The sequence below is a fragment of the Pseudoalteromonas sp. ASV78 genome (assembly GCF_047806705.1).
Classification (GTDB): domain Bacteria; phylum Pseudomonadota; class Gammaproteobacteria; order Enterobacterales; family Alteromonadaceae; genus Pseudoalteromonas; species Pseudoalteromonas prydzensis_A.
The window spans coordinates 910074-927068 of record NZ_JBLOPA010000001.1; the positions used below are offsets into that span (position 1 = coordinate 910074).

15 protein-coding genes are annotated in these 16995 nt (G+C 41.1%); 9 read left to right on the forward strand and 6 right to left on the reverse strand.

Going from position 1 to position 16995, the window contains the following annotated elements:
• Positions 1–335 precede the first annotated feature (335 nt).
• Positions 336–1019 (reverse strand): HAD family hydrolase, encoded by a 684-nt coding sequence (locus ACMVDV_RS04120; protein ID WP_416157282.1) that lies wholly within the window; start codon positions 1017–1019, stop codon positions 336–338.
• A complete protein-coding gene (ubiG, locus tag ACMVDV_RS04125; protein ID WP_416157283.1) occupies positions 1019–1729 on the reverse strand; it encodes a bifunctional 2-polyprenyl-6-hydroxyphenol methylase/3-demethylubiquinol 3-O-methyltransferase UbiG in 711 nt (236 codons plus the stop codon). Before ubiG ends, ACMVDV_RS04120 begins: the two co-directional genes overlap by 1 nt.
• 179 nt (positions 1730–1908) lie before the next feature.
• Between ubiG and gyrA the strand changes: the two genes are divergently transcribed.
• The 9 genes from gyrA (at position 1909) to pyrF (ending at position 12171) form a co-directional block, all read left to right on the forward strand.
• Positions 1909–4608, forward strand: a complete 2700-nt coding sequence (gene gyrA, locus ACMVDV_RS04130) for a DNA topoisomerase (ATP-hydrolyzing) subunit A (protein WP_416157284.1) — start codon at positions 1909–1911, stop codon at positions 4606–4608.
• Between the two features lie 78 nt (positions 4609–4686).
• Positions 4687–5769, forward strand: a complete 1083-nt coding sequence (gene serC, locus ACMVDV_RS04135) for a 3-phosphoserine/phosphohydroxythreonine transaminase (protein WP_416157285.1) — start codon at positions 4687–4689, stop codon at positions 5767–5769.
• Positions 5769–7067, forward strand: coding sequence for a 3-phosphoshikimate 1-carboxyvinyltransferase (gene aroA, locus ACMVDV_RS04140; RefSeq protein WP_416157286.1), 1299 nt, complete (start codon positions 5769–5771; stop codon positions 7065–7067). Before serC ends, aroA begins: the two co-directional genes overlap by 1 nt.
• Positions 7068–7153: 86 nt before the next feature.
• A complete protein-coding gene (cmk, locus tag ACMVDV_RS04145) occupies positions 7154–7864 on the forward strand; it encodes a (d)CMP kinase (RefSeq protein ID WP_416157287.1) in 711 nt (236 codons plus the stop codon).
• 94 nt (positions 7865–7958) lie between these two features.
• Positions 7959–9626, forward strand: coding sequence for a 30S ribosomal protein S1 (gene rpsA / locus ACMVDV_RS04150; protein WP_029216020.1), 1668 nt, complete (start codon positions 7959–7961; stop codon positions 9624–9626).
• A 62-nt stretch (positions 9627–9688) separates the two neighbouring features.
• Positions 9689–9976: an integration host factor subunit beta gene (gene ihfB, locus ACMVDV_RS04155; protein WP_416157288.1), complete on the forward strand. Its 288-nt coding sequence runs from the start codon at positions 9689–9691 to the stop codon at positions 9974–9976.
• A gap of 21 nt (positions 9977–9997) precedes the next feature.
• Complete coding sequence (locus ACMVDV_RS04160) at positions 9998–10279, forward strand: lipopolysaccharide assembly protein LapA domain-containing protein (protein WP_416157289.1); 282 nt, start codon at positions 9998–10000, stop codon at positions 10277–10279.
• 2 nt (positions 10280–10281) lie between these two features.
• Entirely contained in the window at positions 10282–11418 is a 1137-nt protein-coding gene (lapB, locus tag ACMVDV_RS04165; protein WP_416157290.1) for a lipopolysaccharide assembly protein LapB, read from the forward strand.
• Positions 11419–11466: 48 nt separating this feature from the next.
• Complete coding sequence (gene pyrF / locus ACMVDV_RS04170) at positions 11467–12171, forward strand: orotidine-5'-phosphate decarboxylase (RefSeq protein ID WP_416157291.1); 705 nt, start codon at positions 11467–11469, stop codon at positions 12169–12171.
• 151 nt (positions 12172–12322) lie between these two features.
• Here pyrF and ACMVDV_RS04175 read toward each other — a convergent pair whose 3' ends face one another.
• The 4 genes from ACMVDV_RS04175 to ACMVDV_RS04190 all read right to left on the reverse strand — a co-directional run bounded on the left by ACMVDV_RS04175 (position 12323) and on the right by ACMVDV_RS04190 (position 16861).
• Positions 12323–13273: a toll/interleukin-1 receptor domain-containing protein gene (locus ACMVDV_RS04175; protein ID WP_416157292.1), complete on the reverse strand. Its 951-nt coding sequence runs from the start codon at positions 13271–13273 to the stop codon at positions 12323–12325.
• A gap of 276 nt (positions 13274–13549) precedes the next feature.
• Positions 13550–14143, reverse strand: a complete 594-nt coding sequence (locus tag ACMVDV_RS04180) for an ArsR family transcriptional regulator (protein WP_416157293.1) — start codon at positions 14141–14143, stop codon at positions 13550–13552.
• Positions 14144–14699: 556 nt separating this feature from the next.
• Complete coding sequence (locus tag ACMVDV_RS04185; protein ID WP_416157294.1) at positions 14700–15530, reverse strand: S1 RNA-binding domain-containing protein; 831 nt, start codon at positions 15528–15530, stop codon at positions 14700–14702.
• A 2-nt stretch (positions 15531–15532) separates the two neighbouring features.
• Positions 15533–16861, reverse strand: a complete 1329-nt coding sequence (locus tag ACMVDV_RS04190) for a DEAD/DEAH box helicase (RefSeq protein ID WP_416159049.1) — start codon at positions 16859–16861, stop codon at positions 15533–15535.
• Between the last annotated feature and the right edge of the window lie 134 nt (positions 16862–16995).

Sequence of the window (16995 nt, forward strand, 5' to 3'; positions counted from 1 at the left end):
TATTGTCATAAGACGGTGCTAGCGAGAATTTAATTGAATAACATTTAGCCACAACATCTGGTGTTCATCAAACTCTGGATCACAAGATAGTGTGGTATGCGATCATTTGCAAGGGGCATAAATGCCCCAAATTGTGGATAACGTCGGGATAACACGTTTGTGTTAGTAGCCATTAACCTTTGACCATTTGATTAAAATGAAATTTATAAAAATCAACTCATGATCGATTAAATTTAACCATTTTAAAAATAAATTTAGGCTGCTTTTTTTATCAGCAAACAATGTGCAAAAAATAACACGATCACAATATGTAGTGGTTAATATTTAACAAGCCACTATATATGGTTAAATGCATCAATTGGTGATTGCCAATTAAAATCAGCTTGCCAGCTTAATGCTTCCTCTTCACTGGGGATATATCCCCACAACGCTGTAGCGCTGTGCATGTTCGCCGCTTTGGCTGCAATAATGTCGCGCTGCGCATCACCAATATATAAACAGCGACTCGGGTCGACATCTAACAGTTGTGCTGTATGCAGTAAAGGTAATGGAGATGGTTTTGCTACATTCAGGGTGTCACCACAGACAATTGCTTGCGCATCACTTAACTCAGAGATAGCTGCCACTAAGGGGGTGGTCAAAAATTCAGGCTTGTTGGTCATGATCCCCCATTTGATCTGTTGCTGCTCAAGCGCAATCAATAATTGTGCAATGCCAGTAAAGCATTGGCTATGAATCGCAATATTATCAGCGTAGGCAGTTAACAACTGTTGACGCAAAGTAGCTTGTTTTGGATGCGAGTGCCAGTGTTGGCCAAATCCAGCTTCTAGCAGCGCTACAGCGCCATTAGATGCTGCAGGGCGATAAACATCGGCGCTAACAGTCGGCTGGTTATGTGCTGTTAACACATTATTAAGTGCAGCACCAAGGTCGTCAGCGGTATCAAGTAAGGTGCCATCAAGGTCAAAAATAAAGGCGTCGTAATCAATTATTGGTGTTGCTGTATTAAAACCAGCCATTACGCAAGTTTCTCAAAGTGGAGAATATAATTAACGCTTACGTCGGTATTTAAGCTGTACTGCTTTGATAACGGGTTATAACTGAGCCCAGCGCTAGCACGTACTTTTAATCCAGCTTGCTCAGCCCATGCAATGAGTTGTGCCGGTTTAATAAACTTTTTGTGGTCGTGTGTACCTTCCGGCACCATCTTTAATAATTTTTCTGCACCAATAATGGCATACAGGTAGGCCTTAGGGGTTTTATTGAGTGTAGAAAAAAATACATCGGCGCCAGGTTTTGCTAATTCTGCTACGGCATGAATGATAGACGCAGGGTCCGGCACATGCTCTAACATTTCCATACAGGTAATAATATCAAAGCGAGCAGGGTGCTCTTGCGCATATTGTTCGGCAGGTACTTTAATATACTCTACTTTCACACCGGTTTCTAAACTATGTAGTTTCGCAACGGTTAATGGCTCTTGACCCATATCGATGCCAGTAACGTGTGCGCCCATTCGCGCCATACTTTCACTGAGGATGCCACCACCGCAGCCTACATCGAGGGTTTCTTTGTCGAATAAGCCATTGGCCTTGTCGGCAATAAAATCTAATCGTAAAGGGTTAATTTCATGAAGGGGTTTAAATTCCCCATCGCGGTCCCACCATCGCTCAGCGATGGCTTCAAACTTTGCAATTTCTGCACTATCTACATTCTGATGTTCGGTCATAAAAAACTTCCTCGTCAATCTCAGGCCATTATATAGGGTGAAATTGATAAATCGCAAAGATTTAGCGCCTGTAAATTTAAATTAATTGTGGTAGCATGACTCGGTAATAATAACTAATATCCTCGCAAGCGCCCATATGCGGCACTTTGTGGGGAAATACTGAAGGAATGTGATATCAAATGACTGATTTCGCCAACGAAATTCTGCCAGTCAATATTGAAGACGAGTTAAAAAACTCCTACTTAGACTATGCAATGAGCGTAATCGTAGGACGAGCACTGCCAGACGTACGTGATGGTTTAAAACCTGTTCACCGCCGCGTTTTGTTTGCTATGAACGAGCTTAATAATGATTGGAATAAGCCTTACAAAAAATCAGCCCGTGTGGTTGGTGACGTAATTGGTAAATACCATCCCCATGGCGATAGTGCAGTGTACGACACCATTGTACGTATGGCTCAGCCTTTCTCTTTACGTTATATGTTAGTTGACGGCCAAGGTAACTTTGGTTCAGTTGACGGTGACTCCGCAGCAGCAATGCGTTATACCGAAGTCCGTATGGCAAAAATGTCTCATGAGCTATTAGCTGATCTTGACAAAGAGACGGTTGATTTTGTGCCTAACTATGATGGTACAGAACAAATTCCTGACGTATTACCAACTAAAGTACCTAACTTATTAGTGAATGGTTCTTCGGGTATTGCGGTCGGTATGGCAACCAACATTCCTCCTCATAACTTAACTGAAGTGGTGAATGGTTGTTTAGCGCTTATTCAAAACCCCGATCTAACTATTCATGAATTAATGGATTATATTCCGGGCCCAGATTTTCCAACTGCGGCAATAATCAACGGTAAAAAAGGCATCGAACAAGCCTATTTAACAGGCCGTGGCAAAGTATACATGCGTGCCCGTGCGGAAATTGAAGTTGATGAAAAAACCCATCGTGAGACGATCATCGTTCACGAAATCCCTTATCAAGTAAATAAAGCCCGCTTAATCGAAAAAATTGCTGAGCTTGTTAAAGATAAGAAGATTGAAGGTATTAGTGCATTACGTGATGAATCAGATAAAGACGGTATGCGTATCGTTATCGAGATCAAACGTGGTGACGTAGGCGAAGTGATCTTAAACAACCTTTATGCGCAAACTCAGTTACAAACTGTGTTTGGTATGAACATGGTTGCGTTGATCAATAACCAGCCTAAGTGTTTCAACTTAAAAGAAATGCTTGAAGAGTTTATCATCCACCGCCGTGAAGTAGTGACCCGTCGTACGGTGTTTGATTTACGCAAAGCCCGTGACCGCGCGCACATGCTCGAAGGTTTAGCGATTGCGCTTGCCAACATTGACCCAATTATCGAGCTTATTCGTAACTCACCAACACCAGCTGAAGCTAAAGTCGCGCTTGCTAGTCGTCCGTGGGAATTAGGCAATGTGAAAGCCATGCTTGAAAAAGCCGGTGAAGCAAATGTTGCCCGTCCTGATTGGTTAGCCGACGACTTAGGCATTCGTGATGGTCAGTATTATATTTCTGAGCAACAAGCCCAAGCAATCCTTGATTTACGTTTACACAAGCTAACCGGTCTTGAACATGAAAAGATTCTAAGCGAATACCAAACGTTATTAGATTTAATTGCCGAGCTTTTATATATTCTTGCTAATCCTGAGCGTTTAATGGAAGTTATCCGCGATGAGTTAGTTGAAATTAAAGAGCAATACGGTGATGAACGTCGTACTGAAATCAACGCCGCTGCCCATGATATTAGCCTTGAAGACTTGATCACCGAAGAAGACGTGGTAGTAACGCTTTCTCATGAAGGCTATGTGAAGTATCAGCCATTGTCTGATTACGAAGCACAGCGTCGTGGTGGTAAAGGTAAATCAGCAACCAAGATGAAAGATGAAGATTTCATCGAGCGTTTACTGGTTGCCAATACGCACGATACAATCTTGTGTTTCTCAACGGCTGGTCGCTTATATTGGCTTAAAGTGTATCAATTACCACTTGCTAGCCGTGCTGCCCGTGGTAAACCAATCGTTAACTTGTTACCACTTGAAGCTGACGAACGTATTACTGCAATCTTGCCGGTACGTGAATACGAAGAAAATAAATACATCTTTATGGCAACTGCGTTCGGTACCGTGAAGAAAACACCGCTTACTGCGTATAGCCGCCAACGTGCCAGTGGTATCATCGCTGTTAACTTAAACGACGGTGATAGCTTGATTGGTGTTGATATCACCGATGGTAGCAACGAAATTATGCTATTTACTGATGCTGGTAAAGTTGTTCGCTTTAAAGAAGCCGAAGAATCGCCAGTTTTAGATGAAAATGGCAACCCAGTGCTTGATGAAAACGGTAACCCGGAAATCAAGTTTAAAGGTGTACGTCAGATGGGTCGTACTGCAACGGGTGTCCGTGGTATTAAGATGCCTGAAGGTCAACGTGTTGTATCGTTAATTGTACCTAAGACTAATGGTGCAATTTTAACAGTCACTGAAAACGGTTACGGTAAACGTACACTGCTTGAGGATTACCCAGCGAAGAGTCGTGCGACTCAAGGTGTAGTATCTATCAAAGTATCTGAGCGTAACGGCGCTGTTGTTGGTGCAGTACAAGTTGATGAAAACGACGAGATCATGATTATCTCTAATCGTGGTACGCTTGTTCGCACGCGAGTTAAAGAAGTTTCTACCGTTGGGCGCAATACCCAAGGTGTTATTTTGATAAGAACTATTGACGAAGAGCAAGTAGTTGGTTTACAACGTATCGAAGAGATCGAAATCGATGAACTTAACGCGATTATCGAAGGTGAAAGCGTTGAAGTAGTCGAGACGGTTAATGATGAAACTGGTGATAACCCACCAGAAGAATAATATTAACTAAAGCGGCTTCGGCCGCTTTTTTTTATTCATAATTAAAAATCAAAGTAATTACTGGAATGAGGAAAGGTAATGAGTAAATATAATTTTTGTGCAGGGCCTGCTATGTTGCCTCCAGCTGTAATGGAGAAGGCACAAAAAGAATTTCTTGATTGGCAAGATTTAGGTGTCTCGGTGATGGAAATTAGTCACCGTAGTAAAGAGTTTTTAGCGCTTACAGCGAAATGTGAAGCAAGCTTACGTCGATTAATGAATATTAGCGATGAATTTGCAGTGCTGTTTATGCACGGCGGCGGCCGCGGCCAATTTGCTGCCGTACCGTTAAATCTGCATTTAGATAATAAAGCCGCCGTGTATTGTGAAAACGGTGTTTGGTCTAAAGGTGCGGTTGACGAAGCGGTCAAATTCACCACAGTCACTGAGCTTGATGTCCGTAATGATACAAATGAACAATTCTCTATCAAACCGGTAAGTGAGTGGCAATTTCCAGCCGATCCGTCATACATTCATTATTGCCCAAATGAAACCATTGATGGCATTGAAGTGTTTGATGTACCAAGCCATCCAACAGCGCCGATCGTTGCTGATATGTCATCAACTATTTTATCGCGTGAGTTTGATGTAAATAAGTTTGATTTAATTTATGCCGGTGCGCAAAAAAATATTGGCCCATCAGGGCTTGCCATTGTGATCATTCGTAAAACGCTGCTTGAGCGTGAAGGGGTCGCAAAACCAGGTATATTTGATTACGCACTCGAAGTAAAACAAGGCAGCATGTATAACACGCCACCTACGTTTGCTTGGTACCTAGCGGCAGAAGTATTTGCATGGCTTGAGCAAAATGGGGGCGTAAAAGCCATGGAGCAGCAAAATATTGCCAAAGCAGAGCTGCTGTACGGTTTTATTGATGAGTCGCCATTTTACAACAATAAAGTCGCAAAGCACTGCCGTTCACGCATGAATGTACCATTTTGGCTCAATGATGAAAGTTTAAATGCAGCGTTTTTAGCACAAGCAAAAGCAGCTGGCTTACTAGCACTTGAAGGTCACCGTATTGTTGGCGGTATGCGTGCAAGTATTTACAACGCCATGCCACTTGCTGGCGTGCAAGCGTTAGTTGACTTCATGGCACAATTTGCCAAGGAGCACAGCTAATGGAACAGTTACGTTTAGAGCCTATTAGTAAAGTAAATGGCAGTGTGACGCTGCCTGGCTCAAAAAGTTTATCCAATCGCATTCTACTGTTAGCAGCCCTTGCTAAAGGTACAACGGTGGTTGAAAACCTACTTGATAGCGATGATATTCGTCATATGTTAGGTGCGCTTAAACAGTTAGGCGTACAAGTAAGTTTAAATGACGACAAAACCGTAGCAACAGTAAAAGGTGTCGGCGGGCAGTTTTTAACGCCAGTTGAGCCGTTATTTTTAGGCAATGCAGGCACTGCATATCGGCCACTTACTGCTGTGCTTGCCGCAGTTAAAGGCGACTATCAGCTAATTGGTGAGCCGCGTATGGAAGAGCGCCCAATTGGTCACCTAGTTGATGCACTGCAAGCGCTCGGCGGTGATGTTAGTTATTTAAAAAATAAAGACTATCCACCACTGAAAATTGTTGGCGGGCAAATTAACGGCGGCAATGTTGCAATTGATGGCAGTATTTCGAGCCAATTTTTAACGGCATTGTTAATGGCAGCGCCATTATTTAATGGTGATACGTGCATTACCATTAAAGGTACTTTGGTTTCAAAACCGTATATTGATATCACCCTTGATGTTATGGCACGTTTTGGTGTCACGGTTACGCACGATAACTATAAAACCTTTACTGTAAAAGGTGCGCAGCAATACCAAGCTGTTGAGCGCATTATGGTTGAAGGGGATGCATCATCGGCCTCTTACTTTGTTGCAGCTGCGGCAATTGCTGGCGGTGAAATTGAGATCAAAGGCGTGGGTGCAAAATCAGTGCAAGGCGATATTGGTTTTGCCAAAGTAATGGAGCAGGTCGGTGCTAAGATTGATTGGTATGACGAGCGCTTAGTGGTACGTAAAGGCGAATTAAAAGGTGTTGATATTGATGCCAACGCGATTCCTGATGCGGCAATGACCCTTGCAACAGTGGCGTTATTTGCCGATGGTCCAACCGCTATTCGTAATATCTATAACTGGCGCGTAAAAGAAACCGATCGCTTACATGCCATGGCCACCGAGCTGCGTAAAGTCGGTGCTGAGGTTGTTGAAGGTGAAGATTTCATCGAAATAACCCCGCCCAAACACTTTAATGATGTGGCAATTGATACCTATGATGACCACCGAATCGCCATGTGTTTTGCCATGGTTGCAGTGGGTGGCAAGGCAATAACTATCAATGATCCTAAGTGTACATACAAGACATTTCCAACATTTTTCAATGTACTAGCATCGGTTAGTCAATCAATGACTGAAGCTGAAATATAAAAAGTTACATACAAAAAGCGGATCTATTTTAATATCTGGCGTATAATACGGCGGTTTAATTTTGGTGTGCATTGCAGGAGGTTTAAATGCGGGCGTTATTAATGCCGGTGATCACCGTTGATGGCCCAAGTGGTTCAGGTAAAGGAACTGTTTGTCGCTTGTTAGCCGAGAAATTGGGATGGGATGTACTGGACAGTGGGGCAATTTACCGCGTATTAGCACTGGCAGCACTTCACCATCAAATTGCACTCGACAACGAAGAGGCACTGGTGCCTTTAGCTGCTAACTTAGATGTGCAATTTTTAGTAGATAGTCAAGCAAACACCGGGAAAGTTATTCTTGAAGGCGAAGATGTATCAACAACAATTCGCAATGAAGAAGTTGGTGGTGCAGCGTCAAAAGTAGCGGCTTTACCTCGTGTAAGAGAAGCACTATTACGCCGCCAACGTGCATTTCGTACTGAAAATGGCTTAATTGCCGATGGCCGTGATATGGGCACTGTGGTGTTTCCCGATGCACCACTAAAAATTTATTTGACCGCCAGCGCAGAAGAGCGTGCTCGCAGACGATTTGTTGAGTTGAATGAACGCGGTCTTGGTGTTACACTAAGTGGTCTATTAGAAGATATTCAAGCACGTGATGACCGCGATATGAATCGTGCCGTTGCGCCACTTGTACCAGCTGATGATGCCATTGAACTCGATACTAGCGAGCTTAATGCACAGCAAGTGTTTGATAAAGTTATGACTTTATTAGATACAGCGATTGTCGAAGGTAAGCTTCCTAAGCGACGATAAACTATTTTATGCACCAGCAGGATGCCAGTGCTATTTTAACAACCCCATGCAGCATGGTTGCTTATTGGTAATAATATATGAGACGTATATTCGTATGTCAGAAAATTTTGCGCAGTTATTTGAAGAAAGCTTAAAGGGTTTTGAAGCAGAGCAAGGCTCTATCGTTAAAGGTACAGTAATCTCAATCGAGAACAACATTGTACTTGTAGATGCTGGTCTTAAATCAGAAAGTGCTATCCCTGCAGAGCAGTTCAAAAATGCTGCTGGTGAACTAGAAGTTGCTGTTGGCGACGAAGTAGATGTTGCACTAGATGCAATTGAAGACGGTTTCGGTGAAACTATCCTTTCTCGTGAGAAAGCGAAGCGTCACGAAGCGTGGATCCGTCTTGAGAAAGCATGTGAAGAGCAAGAGACTGTTACTGGTGTTATCAACGGTAAAGTTAAAGGCGGTTTCACTGTTGAAGTTGATTCAATCCGTGCTTTCCTACCTGGTTCACTTGTTGATGTTCGTCCAGTACGTGACACAACTCACCTTGAAGGCAAAGAGCTTGAATTTAAAGTAATCAAGCTTGACCAAAAACGTAACAACGTTGTTGTTTCACGTCGTGCAGTGATCGAATCAGAAAACTCACAAGAACGTGAAGAGCTTCTTGCTAACCTTGTTGAAGGTCAAGAAGTTAAAGGTATCGTTAAGAACCTTACTGACTACGGTGCATTCGTTGACCTTGGTGGTGTTGATGGTCTACTACACATTACTGATATGGCGTGGAAGCGTGTTAAGCACCCTTCAGAAATCGTTAATGTTGGCGACGAAATCGCAGTTAAAGTTCTTAAATTCGACAAAGATAAAACTCGTGTATCTCTAGGCCTTAAACAGCTTGGCGAAGATCCATGGGCAGCTATCGCTGGTCGTTACCCAGAAGGTTCTAAACTTTCTGGTCGTGTAACTAACCTTACAGATTACGGTTGCTTCGTAGAAATCGAAGAAGGCGTTGAAGGTCTAGTACACGTTTCTGAAATGGATTGGACTAACAAGAACATCCATCCTTCTAAAGTTGTTAGCTTAGGCGACACTGTTGAAGTTATGGTTCTTGAAATCGACGAAGAACGTCGTCGTATTTCACTTGGTCTTAAGCAATGTATTGCTAATCCTTGGCAAGAATTTGCTCGTCTTCAAAACAAAGGCGACCAAGTTACTGGTAAGATCAAATCAATCACTGACTTCGGTATCTTTATCGGTCTTGACGGTGGTATTGACGGTCTTGTACACCTTTCAGACATTTCTTGGAATACACCTGGCGAAGACGCTGTACGTGAATTCAAGAAAGGCGACGAAATCACTGCAATCGTATTGCAAGTTGACCCAGAGCGTGAACGTATCTCTCTAGGTGTTAAGCAAATCGAAGCTGACCCATTCAATAACTACCTTGATGCAAACAAAAAAGGTGCTATTGTTAAAGGTAAAGTGACTGAAGTTGATGCGAAAGGCGCAACTGTTGAACTTATCGAAGGCGTTGAAGGTTACATCCGTGTAGCTGATATCGCTCAAGAGCGCGTTGAAGATGCAACTACTGTTGTTTCTGTAGGCGACGAGATTGAAGTGAAATATGTTGGTGTTGATCGTAAGAACCGCACTTTAAGCCTTTCTGTTAAAGCTCTTTTCGAAGCAGAAGAGAAAGAAGTACTAGAAAAGCTTAAGAAAGAAGAGCCAGTGTTCGAAAACGCAATGGCAGCTGCATTCGCAAATGCACAAAAAGACTAATTAATCAGTCTTAATTGGAAGGGCAGTGTTGCCCTTCCTTTATCTCTTTTTAAGGAAACGTTATGACTAAGTCAGAATTGATAGAACAATTAGCCGAGCAACACGCACATGTACCTGTGAAAGATGTTGAAAATGCTGTTAAAGAAATTCTTGAACAAATGGCCGGCTCATTATCAAGCTCAGATCGTATTGAGATCCGTGGCTTTGGTAGTTTCTCATTACACTTTCGCTCACCTCGCACAGGTCGTAATCCAAAGACTGGCGACACGGTTGAGTTAGAAGGTAAGCACGTACCACATTTTAAACCTGGCAAAGAGTTACGAGATCGCGTAAACGCGAGAATTGCCTAGTTACTTAGTTGGAGTAGTTACTTGTTTAGGGTATTAAAAATTATCCTGGTAGCAATATGCTTAATTTTTGCATTTGTGCTTGGTTCGCAAAATCCACAGTTAGTGCAAATAAATTATATTATTGCCAGCAATACGTTACCCCTCGCAATGATAATAAGTATCTGCTTTGCTTTAGGTGTCGCAATTGGTTGTTTTATTAGCTTTAAAATGTTTTCGCAATTAAAGTGGCAAAACTATCGTTTGAAAAAAAAATTAGCGCCTGAAAAAGATAATAATAAGCTTGTTGCTAATAAAGACACCTAATTATGATTGAGCTTTTGTTTTTACTTTTACCTGTTGCGGCTGGTTATGGCTGGATCATGGGTAAAAACAGTGCTAAAAACCAAGCTCATCAACTTAATCGTCAGATCACATCTGAATACAGTAAAGGCTTAAAGTTTTTACTCGACAGAGAAGAAGACCAAGGTCTGGAACACTTAATCAATTTGCTTGAAGTCGCTGCAGATTCGGTTGAACACTATTCTACACTCGCAACTATGTTTCGCCGCCGAGGTGAATTAGACCGCGCAATAAAAATTCACGAATTACTGCTCAAACACCCAAGCCTTAATGAACAACAAGCTGCTACTAGTCGCCTTGAACTTGCCGAAGATTATATTATGGCAGGGCTACTTGATGGCGCAGAAGAACACCTTGTTTGGTTAATTAAAGCAAACCACTGTGATGCATTAGAGCCAATACTTAATTTGTATTCGCAAACACGCGAATGGGAAAAGGGTATCAATATGTTTGAAGCACACAGCGATTTATTTTCTAAACCGCAACATTTTAAAGCCATCGCTAACTTTTATTGTGAAGCCGCATTAATCGAAAATGATCCGCAAATTATGCGCAAAGCGATCAGTCTCAATCAAAAAGCGATTCGGCCATTATACGAATTAGGAAAGTCAGCATTTGCAAAAGAAGATTATGTCAAAGCGATTTATTACTGGCGTGAGCTGATCTGTAATTTCACCTTTTTTGCGCCCTTGTTTATTGATGACTTAGCCCATAGTTACGAGCAATTAAACTTAACTCACCAATTTCATGAATTATTGCTGCAATTGCTTAATAAAGGCGGTGTACTAATAAAAATAAAACACTGTAAAGCATTACTTGAGCAAGGGCATACCGAGCAAGCAATTAAGTTTTTAACCGATAGTTTAAAACGTCAGCCGACAATTCGTGGCTTTAGTTTTTTATTACAGTTATTAGCAAAACAGAATAATGATATTAAAGAAGTGTTAGACCAGATCGATAAGTTGGTAACCTCTTATATTGCAACTAAGCCAGATTTTCAGTGCCAACACTGCGGCTTTACCAGTCATACCATTTATTGGGTTTGCCCTTCGTGTAAACATTGGGAAACCATAGTACCGAGCCGTGGTTTAGACGGTTTTTAGTTTTCTATAAAATATTCACTTATTTCTACAATCAGTTTTAGGAAAGTTATGTCTCTCGAACATTCAAAAAAAGTCCTTATCGCCCTCGATTATGATGATCAGCAAACAGCATTAAATTTTGTTAAACAACTTTCTCCTGATAGCTGTCGATTAAAAGTGGGTAAAGAAATGTTTACCTACTTTGGCCCTGCGTTTGTTAAAGAGCTAATTGATTTAGGCTTTGACGTATTCTTAGATCTTAAGTTTCATGATATTCCAAACACAGTAGCCAAAGCGGTCACCGCTGCTGCTAAAATGGGCGTTTGGATGGTTAATGTTCACGCCAGTGGCGGTGTGGAAATGATGACGAAAGCCAAACAAGCGCTTGAGCAATTTGGTGATAAAGCGCCATTATTAATTGCCGTTACCGTTTTAACCAGTATGGATGCCGCAGAGCTTACTCGTTTAGGTGTTGATAAAACCCCAGAAGAGCAGGTTATTTATTTAGCAAAACTTGCCAAAGAATCAGGCCTTGACGGGGTCGTGTGCTCAGCGCAAGAAGCGAAAAAATTAAAAGCTGAACTTGGCGCAGACTTTAAACTAGTGACACCAGGCATTCGCCCAGCAGGCAGTGATGCAGGCGACCAAAAACGTATCATGACACCAAAGCAAGCCATTGATGATGGCAGCGATTATTTAGTTGTTGGCCGCCCAATTACACAAGCCGCAGATCCTGTTGCGGTTCTTAAAGAAATTAATGAATCGATAAAATAAACAAGCGTATTACTAATACTAAGAGCAAAGTATTTACTTTGCTCTTTTTGTTTCTGGGTATACAAACTTAATAACTTGGCGATGAATAGGCTGGAATTTGTCAGGAGCGGACGTTCGGCAGCGCCCTCTTGAACAGCTTAATATAAGCAAATTACGCCAATGCTCGGCGCAAGCTTGCTGATACATTGTAAATATGTACTGCACCATCAAGCGTTTTGGACAGTTTTACATGATCATTAGACTCTAACACATCCAAAATATGGTTGATTATTACAATAGGTTTACCTGTTTTTTCTTGAATAGCAAAATTACTACTTGATCGTTCATTAACAATGAGGCTAACTGCTTTATCTAAAGTTTCAGAGTAATCTGGAATATATGTTCTTGTAAAGTTGTCCAGACCGTAAGTAGTAACTCTATAATTACATGAGTAATCGTCTTCGCTGCCAAAATAACGAGAAACATCTAAGTATCCATTTTGTTCTAATACTTCAATACAATCCTTAATTTCAGCTCGACTAAACCCAAGTTTATCTCCATCACCAAATAACGATTCAGGGCTAACCATAATGTCATCATTTTGAATAATATATTCACAAGATTCTTTTAAAACTAAATTATCTGCTTTAGTTAAGCCTCCAATTTCATGATACACACTTGTAGTATGTGCTGGTGCTTTTCCTAACGCAGGCTTGTCTGTTGCACCAAAAATTGAAGACAAAACTCTTTTAAAATTTTGTTCATAATTTTTCAGGTCAGGGATTGGCTCCCAAAGAGTGGATGTCAGCGATTGTGGCACTTCACAATCATCTAATACTATAGGAATGATCTTTGTTCCTTTAGATAACTTAGAAACTATACTTGCATTTAATTCTTCACGAACCCACGGTTTTTTAATACTGTAATTTGAAAGTACAATAATCACAGCTTGCGCTTCTTTCAAACCCTCTTCAAATATTTTATCGACTAAGCTGTCACCAGGTAGCATTTCCCATTTATCTAGCCAAGCATCTACGCCGTTCTCACGTAATTTTGTTGCAAAACCTGTTACAAATCTTCCTTTATCTTCACTTGCGTGACTAACAAAAACTTTAGGGTGCATAAATACTCCATTTTGTGCTTACAACAGTTTTATCAAAGGACACGTTCACTATTTTAGCGCGAAGACGTCCTTACTTTATGAGTTTCTATTAATAGCAAATAGTGTAACTTATTACCAGCTATAAACATTATGCTTATTGAAGGTTATTTCACTATGTAAAAAAGGGGATAGTCTCCTCTTATTATTGCTAAGTTAATGATAACTTTCCTAAATGACCGGTTTTCGCTCTAAGCCGAACTTCGCAATTGTGCTAATTGCAGACATTGGTACAACGCTTCAATCAGTCGACGCTTTAGCGGTCGGCTGCATTGACTTGTTAAAGGTATCTTCACCAACTTTAGATTTAATTCTCTCCATCATGGAAACCAACATCTCTTTCAGACGAGAACTTTCAATGGAGTCAATAATTCTCTCCCTTTCTTCTCTAGGCTTTTCCAAAAGCTGCAGCATCAATAGTTCAAGTGAGGGCGACAACAGCTCTTCGGTGACTTCCTGAGCTATATCAATTGATTTTCTCGCCAACTCTGTACTTTCAGTTGCAAGGCTCACTTTATCATTAACATGACCGCCATCCTTTATTAGATTTTTGGCACTTTTAGACAACTCAGAAGTAAGAGCTTGTTTGATATCTATCATATTAATCTTCAAGTAGTGTTCGGGAACCTGGAAATCACCAGGCGCATACAATACGGTATTTTTAAAATACAAGACCACAAAGAAAAAAATCACTATTAAGGTAGGAAATGCCATTACAAAATAAAGGAATATTTCTTGTAATTCCTGAGGCAAACCAAGAAGAGCAATCGTCGCAAGAGCTTCCGCTAACCCCGCAAATATTGCAATAATCGTCAATGGATTACTGACTTTCATTTGTATTCCCTTTAACATTTTAGTATTTATGCGACGCGCAGTTTGTGTTGCATAATCGCTTGTTGGACTGAGCCCCTACCTGCTCGGTTTGTCAGAGTTGGCGTTTATGCTATGGGATTTTGTTTTTTATGGCCTAAGTGATATCGAACCAATTTCATTGGCGTGTCTATCGTATCTAAGCTATCCCTGCGTTACTCAGTTTTCACTATGTGTCTATTAAACCTAATGTTTAGCTGTTAAGCAATAATCTTTTTCTCACGCACTGTTGCAACTAGCCTGAGCAGTTAAGCAGGTTAACTTTTTGATTTAATTCAGCAAGCAAGGTTACTAACTCGTTCGCGCTATTTTATTTGTCACCACACTTAAATAATTCATCACACCAGTAAATGGCAAGATGCCAATTAACAGTTAAAGCTATGGATAAATCAAAGGTAACGTTATGCGGAACCGTTTTTAACTGGCAGGTTATCTCTCATAGTTGCCATTGAGGCTGATAAAAACAAAAAAGAGTAAAGCTTTCACTTTACTCTTTTCTATATCATTTTAAATTGACCGCTTACTTAAGCTTAATAGCCTTAGCTTCAATATCAATTAACCCTTGCTTAAACAAACCGCCAATGGCTTTTTTGTAGTTTGCTTTGCTGGTTGAGAACACTTTTTTGATAAGTTCAGGATCGGATTTATCGCCAATTGCGAGTACGCCACCTTCATGTTTTAATTTATCCATGATCTTTTCGCCAAGCTCGCTCACTTTAGCCATGCCTGGCTTTTCAAGGATAACGTCAATTTTTCCGTCTTCACGCACTTTTTGAACATAACCCGTTAAGCGTTGGCCAACAAACATGTTTTTAAACACCATGTTATAGAAGATCACCCCAAAGTGCGCTTCTTCAATAATGACTTTGTAACCAATATCTGTTTTTCCGGCCACAATAAGTTGTACTTCTTGCAGTGGTGCATACTCAGGCTCTGTTTTATTAAGAAAACGATTAAAGTTATTTGATGCACAAATACGGCCGCTGGCATTATCTAAATACAAACGCACGAGGTAAGAATAGCCTTCCTGCATTCTTGGTTTTTGTTCGTTGAATGGGGCAAGTACGTCTTTTTCAAGACCCCAATCTAAGAATGCGCCAATGCTATTGATTTCTTTAACACGTAGTAGGGCGTATTCACCTACTTGGGCAAGTGGCTTTTTCGTTGTTGCAGTGGCGAGATTAGCATTATCTAAAAAGATAAACACGCTAACGCTGTCGCCCGCTTCTAGCTCATGTTTAATTTCATGACTTGGTAAGAAAACTTCGCCTAGCTCATGACCGTCGAGGTACGCGCCTTCGTTACTTACTTCGTTTACAAATAAGGTTTGGGTGGTTCCGAGGTAACTCATTTTTATTCCTGTTCTGGCTTTTTACGGCGGCGCATCGGCGCATCACCATCAATGTTTAACGGCGCTTTTATCGGTGCTTGAGGTTGCTTTGGCTTCACTTTACGTTTACTGAGCGATTTAGCTTTAGGCTTGGCTTTATGCTGCGCAGTTGCTTTTATTGCGTCTGGTTTTACTTCTCGCAATCCTTTAAATTTGCCAGTTAAACCTGCCACGGTATGAAATTCAAGTTCATCATTTAAAAAGGATTTAATCGCTTTATAACTTGACCAATCTTTTGGTCCAACTAAAGAGATAGCAGTCCCTTTAAAGCCCGCGCGGCCAGTACGACCGATACGGTGTACGTATTCTTCGGCATGCTTTGGTAAATCAAAATTAATTACATGGGTTACACTTAATAAATCAAGGCCACGGGATGCAACATCTGTGGTGATTAAAATCTTAAAGTTTTCGCGGCTAAAGGCATCCATAATATCTAGACGTTTACTTTGTGTTAAATCACCCGCTAGCGCCTGTGCTTTTAAGCCTTTACTAATTAACAGTTCACTTAAACGCGTGGTATCAGAGCGAGTTGCAGTAAAGATAATGCATTGACCTACGTCATCTTGTTTTACAAAGTGCTCGAGTAAGGCTTCTTTATGATCTAAATGATCTGCTAAATATAAGCTTTGCTTTATGTCTGAATGCTGCTCGTTTGCTGCGCTGAGCATAATTTGCTTAGGCTTTTTTAACAAATTGCGAGATAGCGCATCAACTTGTGCATGGTCTAGTGTTGCAGAGAACAGTAAGGTTTGGCGTAAGCGGTGGTCGGCCAACTCGTTAATCATTTTCAGTTGTTCGGTAAAACCTAAATCTAAAATACGATCGGCTTCATCAAAAATTAATAGCTCTAAGCCACTTAACTGTAAAGAGCGCTGGGTTAAGTGATCGGCTAAACGCCCTGGTGTGGCAATAACAAAATGTGGATCATTACGCAGCGCTTTAATTTGGTCGTTAAAGTTTTCACCACCGAGGATTTTAACGGCTTTGATATTGGTACCGGCAATAAGCAATCTAAGTTGAGTGAAAACTTGGGTAGCAAGCTCTCGCGTTGGAGCAACAATTAATACACGAGGATCACGTTTACTGAGGGCCTTTTGTTTCATTACTCGTTGAACTGCGGGTAATAAAAACGCTAACGTTTTACCTGAGCCGGTTTTAGACTGAGCGAAAATATCATGGCCTGCAAGGGCAGTAGGCACAGCATGAGCTTGAATATCAGTGGGCTGAGTGATGCCTTGATGCGCAAGCTGTGTTTCAAGGCGAGTATCAATCCCAAGATCAGTAAAGTGCAAAGTGTGTTTCTCCAAATTGAGCAAGTAGTTGGCAATAAGCCAAAAATATTGCACGTATTATAGCTTAGTCGGGTGTTGTGCTAACAGTAAAAACCAATGAATAGCGGCTTTTTTTGCATTTAATTTGAAAAAGC

Bases quoted from the DNA above. Each gene is read 5' to 3' on its own strand.
- ACMVDV_RS04120 (WP_416157282.1), bottom strand. From the start codon at position 1,019: ATGGCTGGTTTTAATACAGCAACACCAATAATTGATTACGACGCCTTT.
- ubiG (WP_416157283.1), bottom strand. From the start codon at position 1,729: ATGACCGAACATCAGAATGTAGATAGTGCAGAAATTGCAAAGTTTGAA.
- gyrA (WP_416157284.1), top strand. From the start codon at position 1,909: ATGACTGATTTCGCCAACGAAATTCTGCCAGTCAATATTGAAGACGAG.
- serC (WP_416157285.1), top strand. From the start codon at position 4,687: ATGAGTAAATATAATTTTTGTGCAGGGCCTGCTATGTTGCCTCCAGCT.
- aroA (WP_416157286.1), top strand. From the start codon at position 5,769: ATGGAACAGTTACGTTTAGAGCCTATTAGTAAAGTAAATGGCAGTGTG.
- cmk (WP_416157287.1), top strand. From the start codon at position 7,154: ATGCGGGCGTTATTAATGCCGGTGATCACCGTTGATGGCCCAAGTGGT.
- rpsA (WP_029216020.1), top strand. From the start codon at position 7,959: ATGTCAGAAAATTTTGCGCAGTTATTTGAAGAAAGCTTAAAGGGTTTT.
- ihfB (WP_416157288.1), top strand. From the start codon at position 9,689: ATGACTAAGTCAGAATTGATAGAACAATTAGCCGAGCAACACGCACAT.
- lapB (WP_416157290.1), top strand. From the start codon at position 10,282: ATGATTGAGCTTTTGTTTTTACTTTTACCTGTTGCGGCTGGTTATGGC.
- pyrF (WP_416157291.1), top strand. From the start codon at position 11,467: ATGTCTCTCGAACATTCAAAAAAAGTCCTTATCGCCCTCGATTATGAT.
- ACMVDV_RS04175 (WP_416157292.1), bottom strand. From the start codon at position 13,273: ATGCACCCTAAAGTTTTTGTTAGTCACGCAAGTGAAGATAAAGGAAGA.
- ACMVDV_RS04180 (WP_416157293.1), bottom strand. From the start codon at position 14,143: ATGAAAGTCAGTAATCCATTGACGATTATTGCAATATTTGCGGGGTTA.
- ACMVDV_RS04185 (WP_416157294.1), bottom strand. From the start codon at position 15,530: ATGAGTTACCTCGGAACCACCCAAACCTTATTTGTAAACGAAGTAAGT.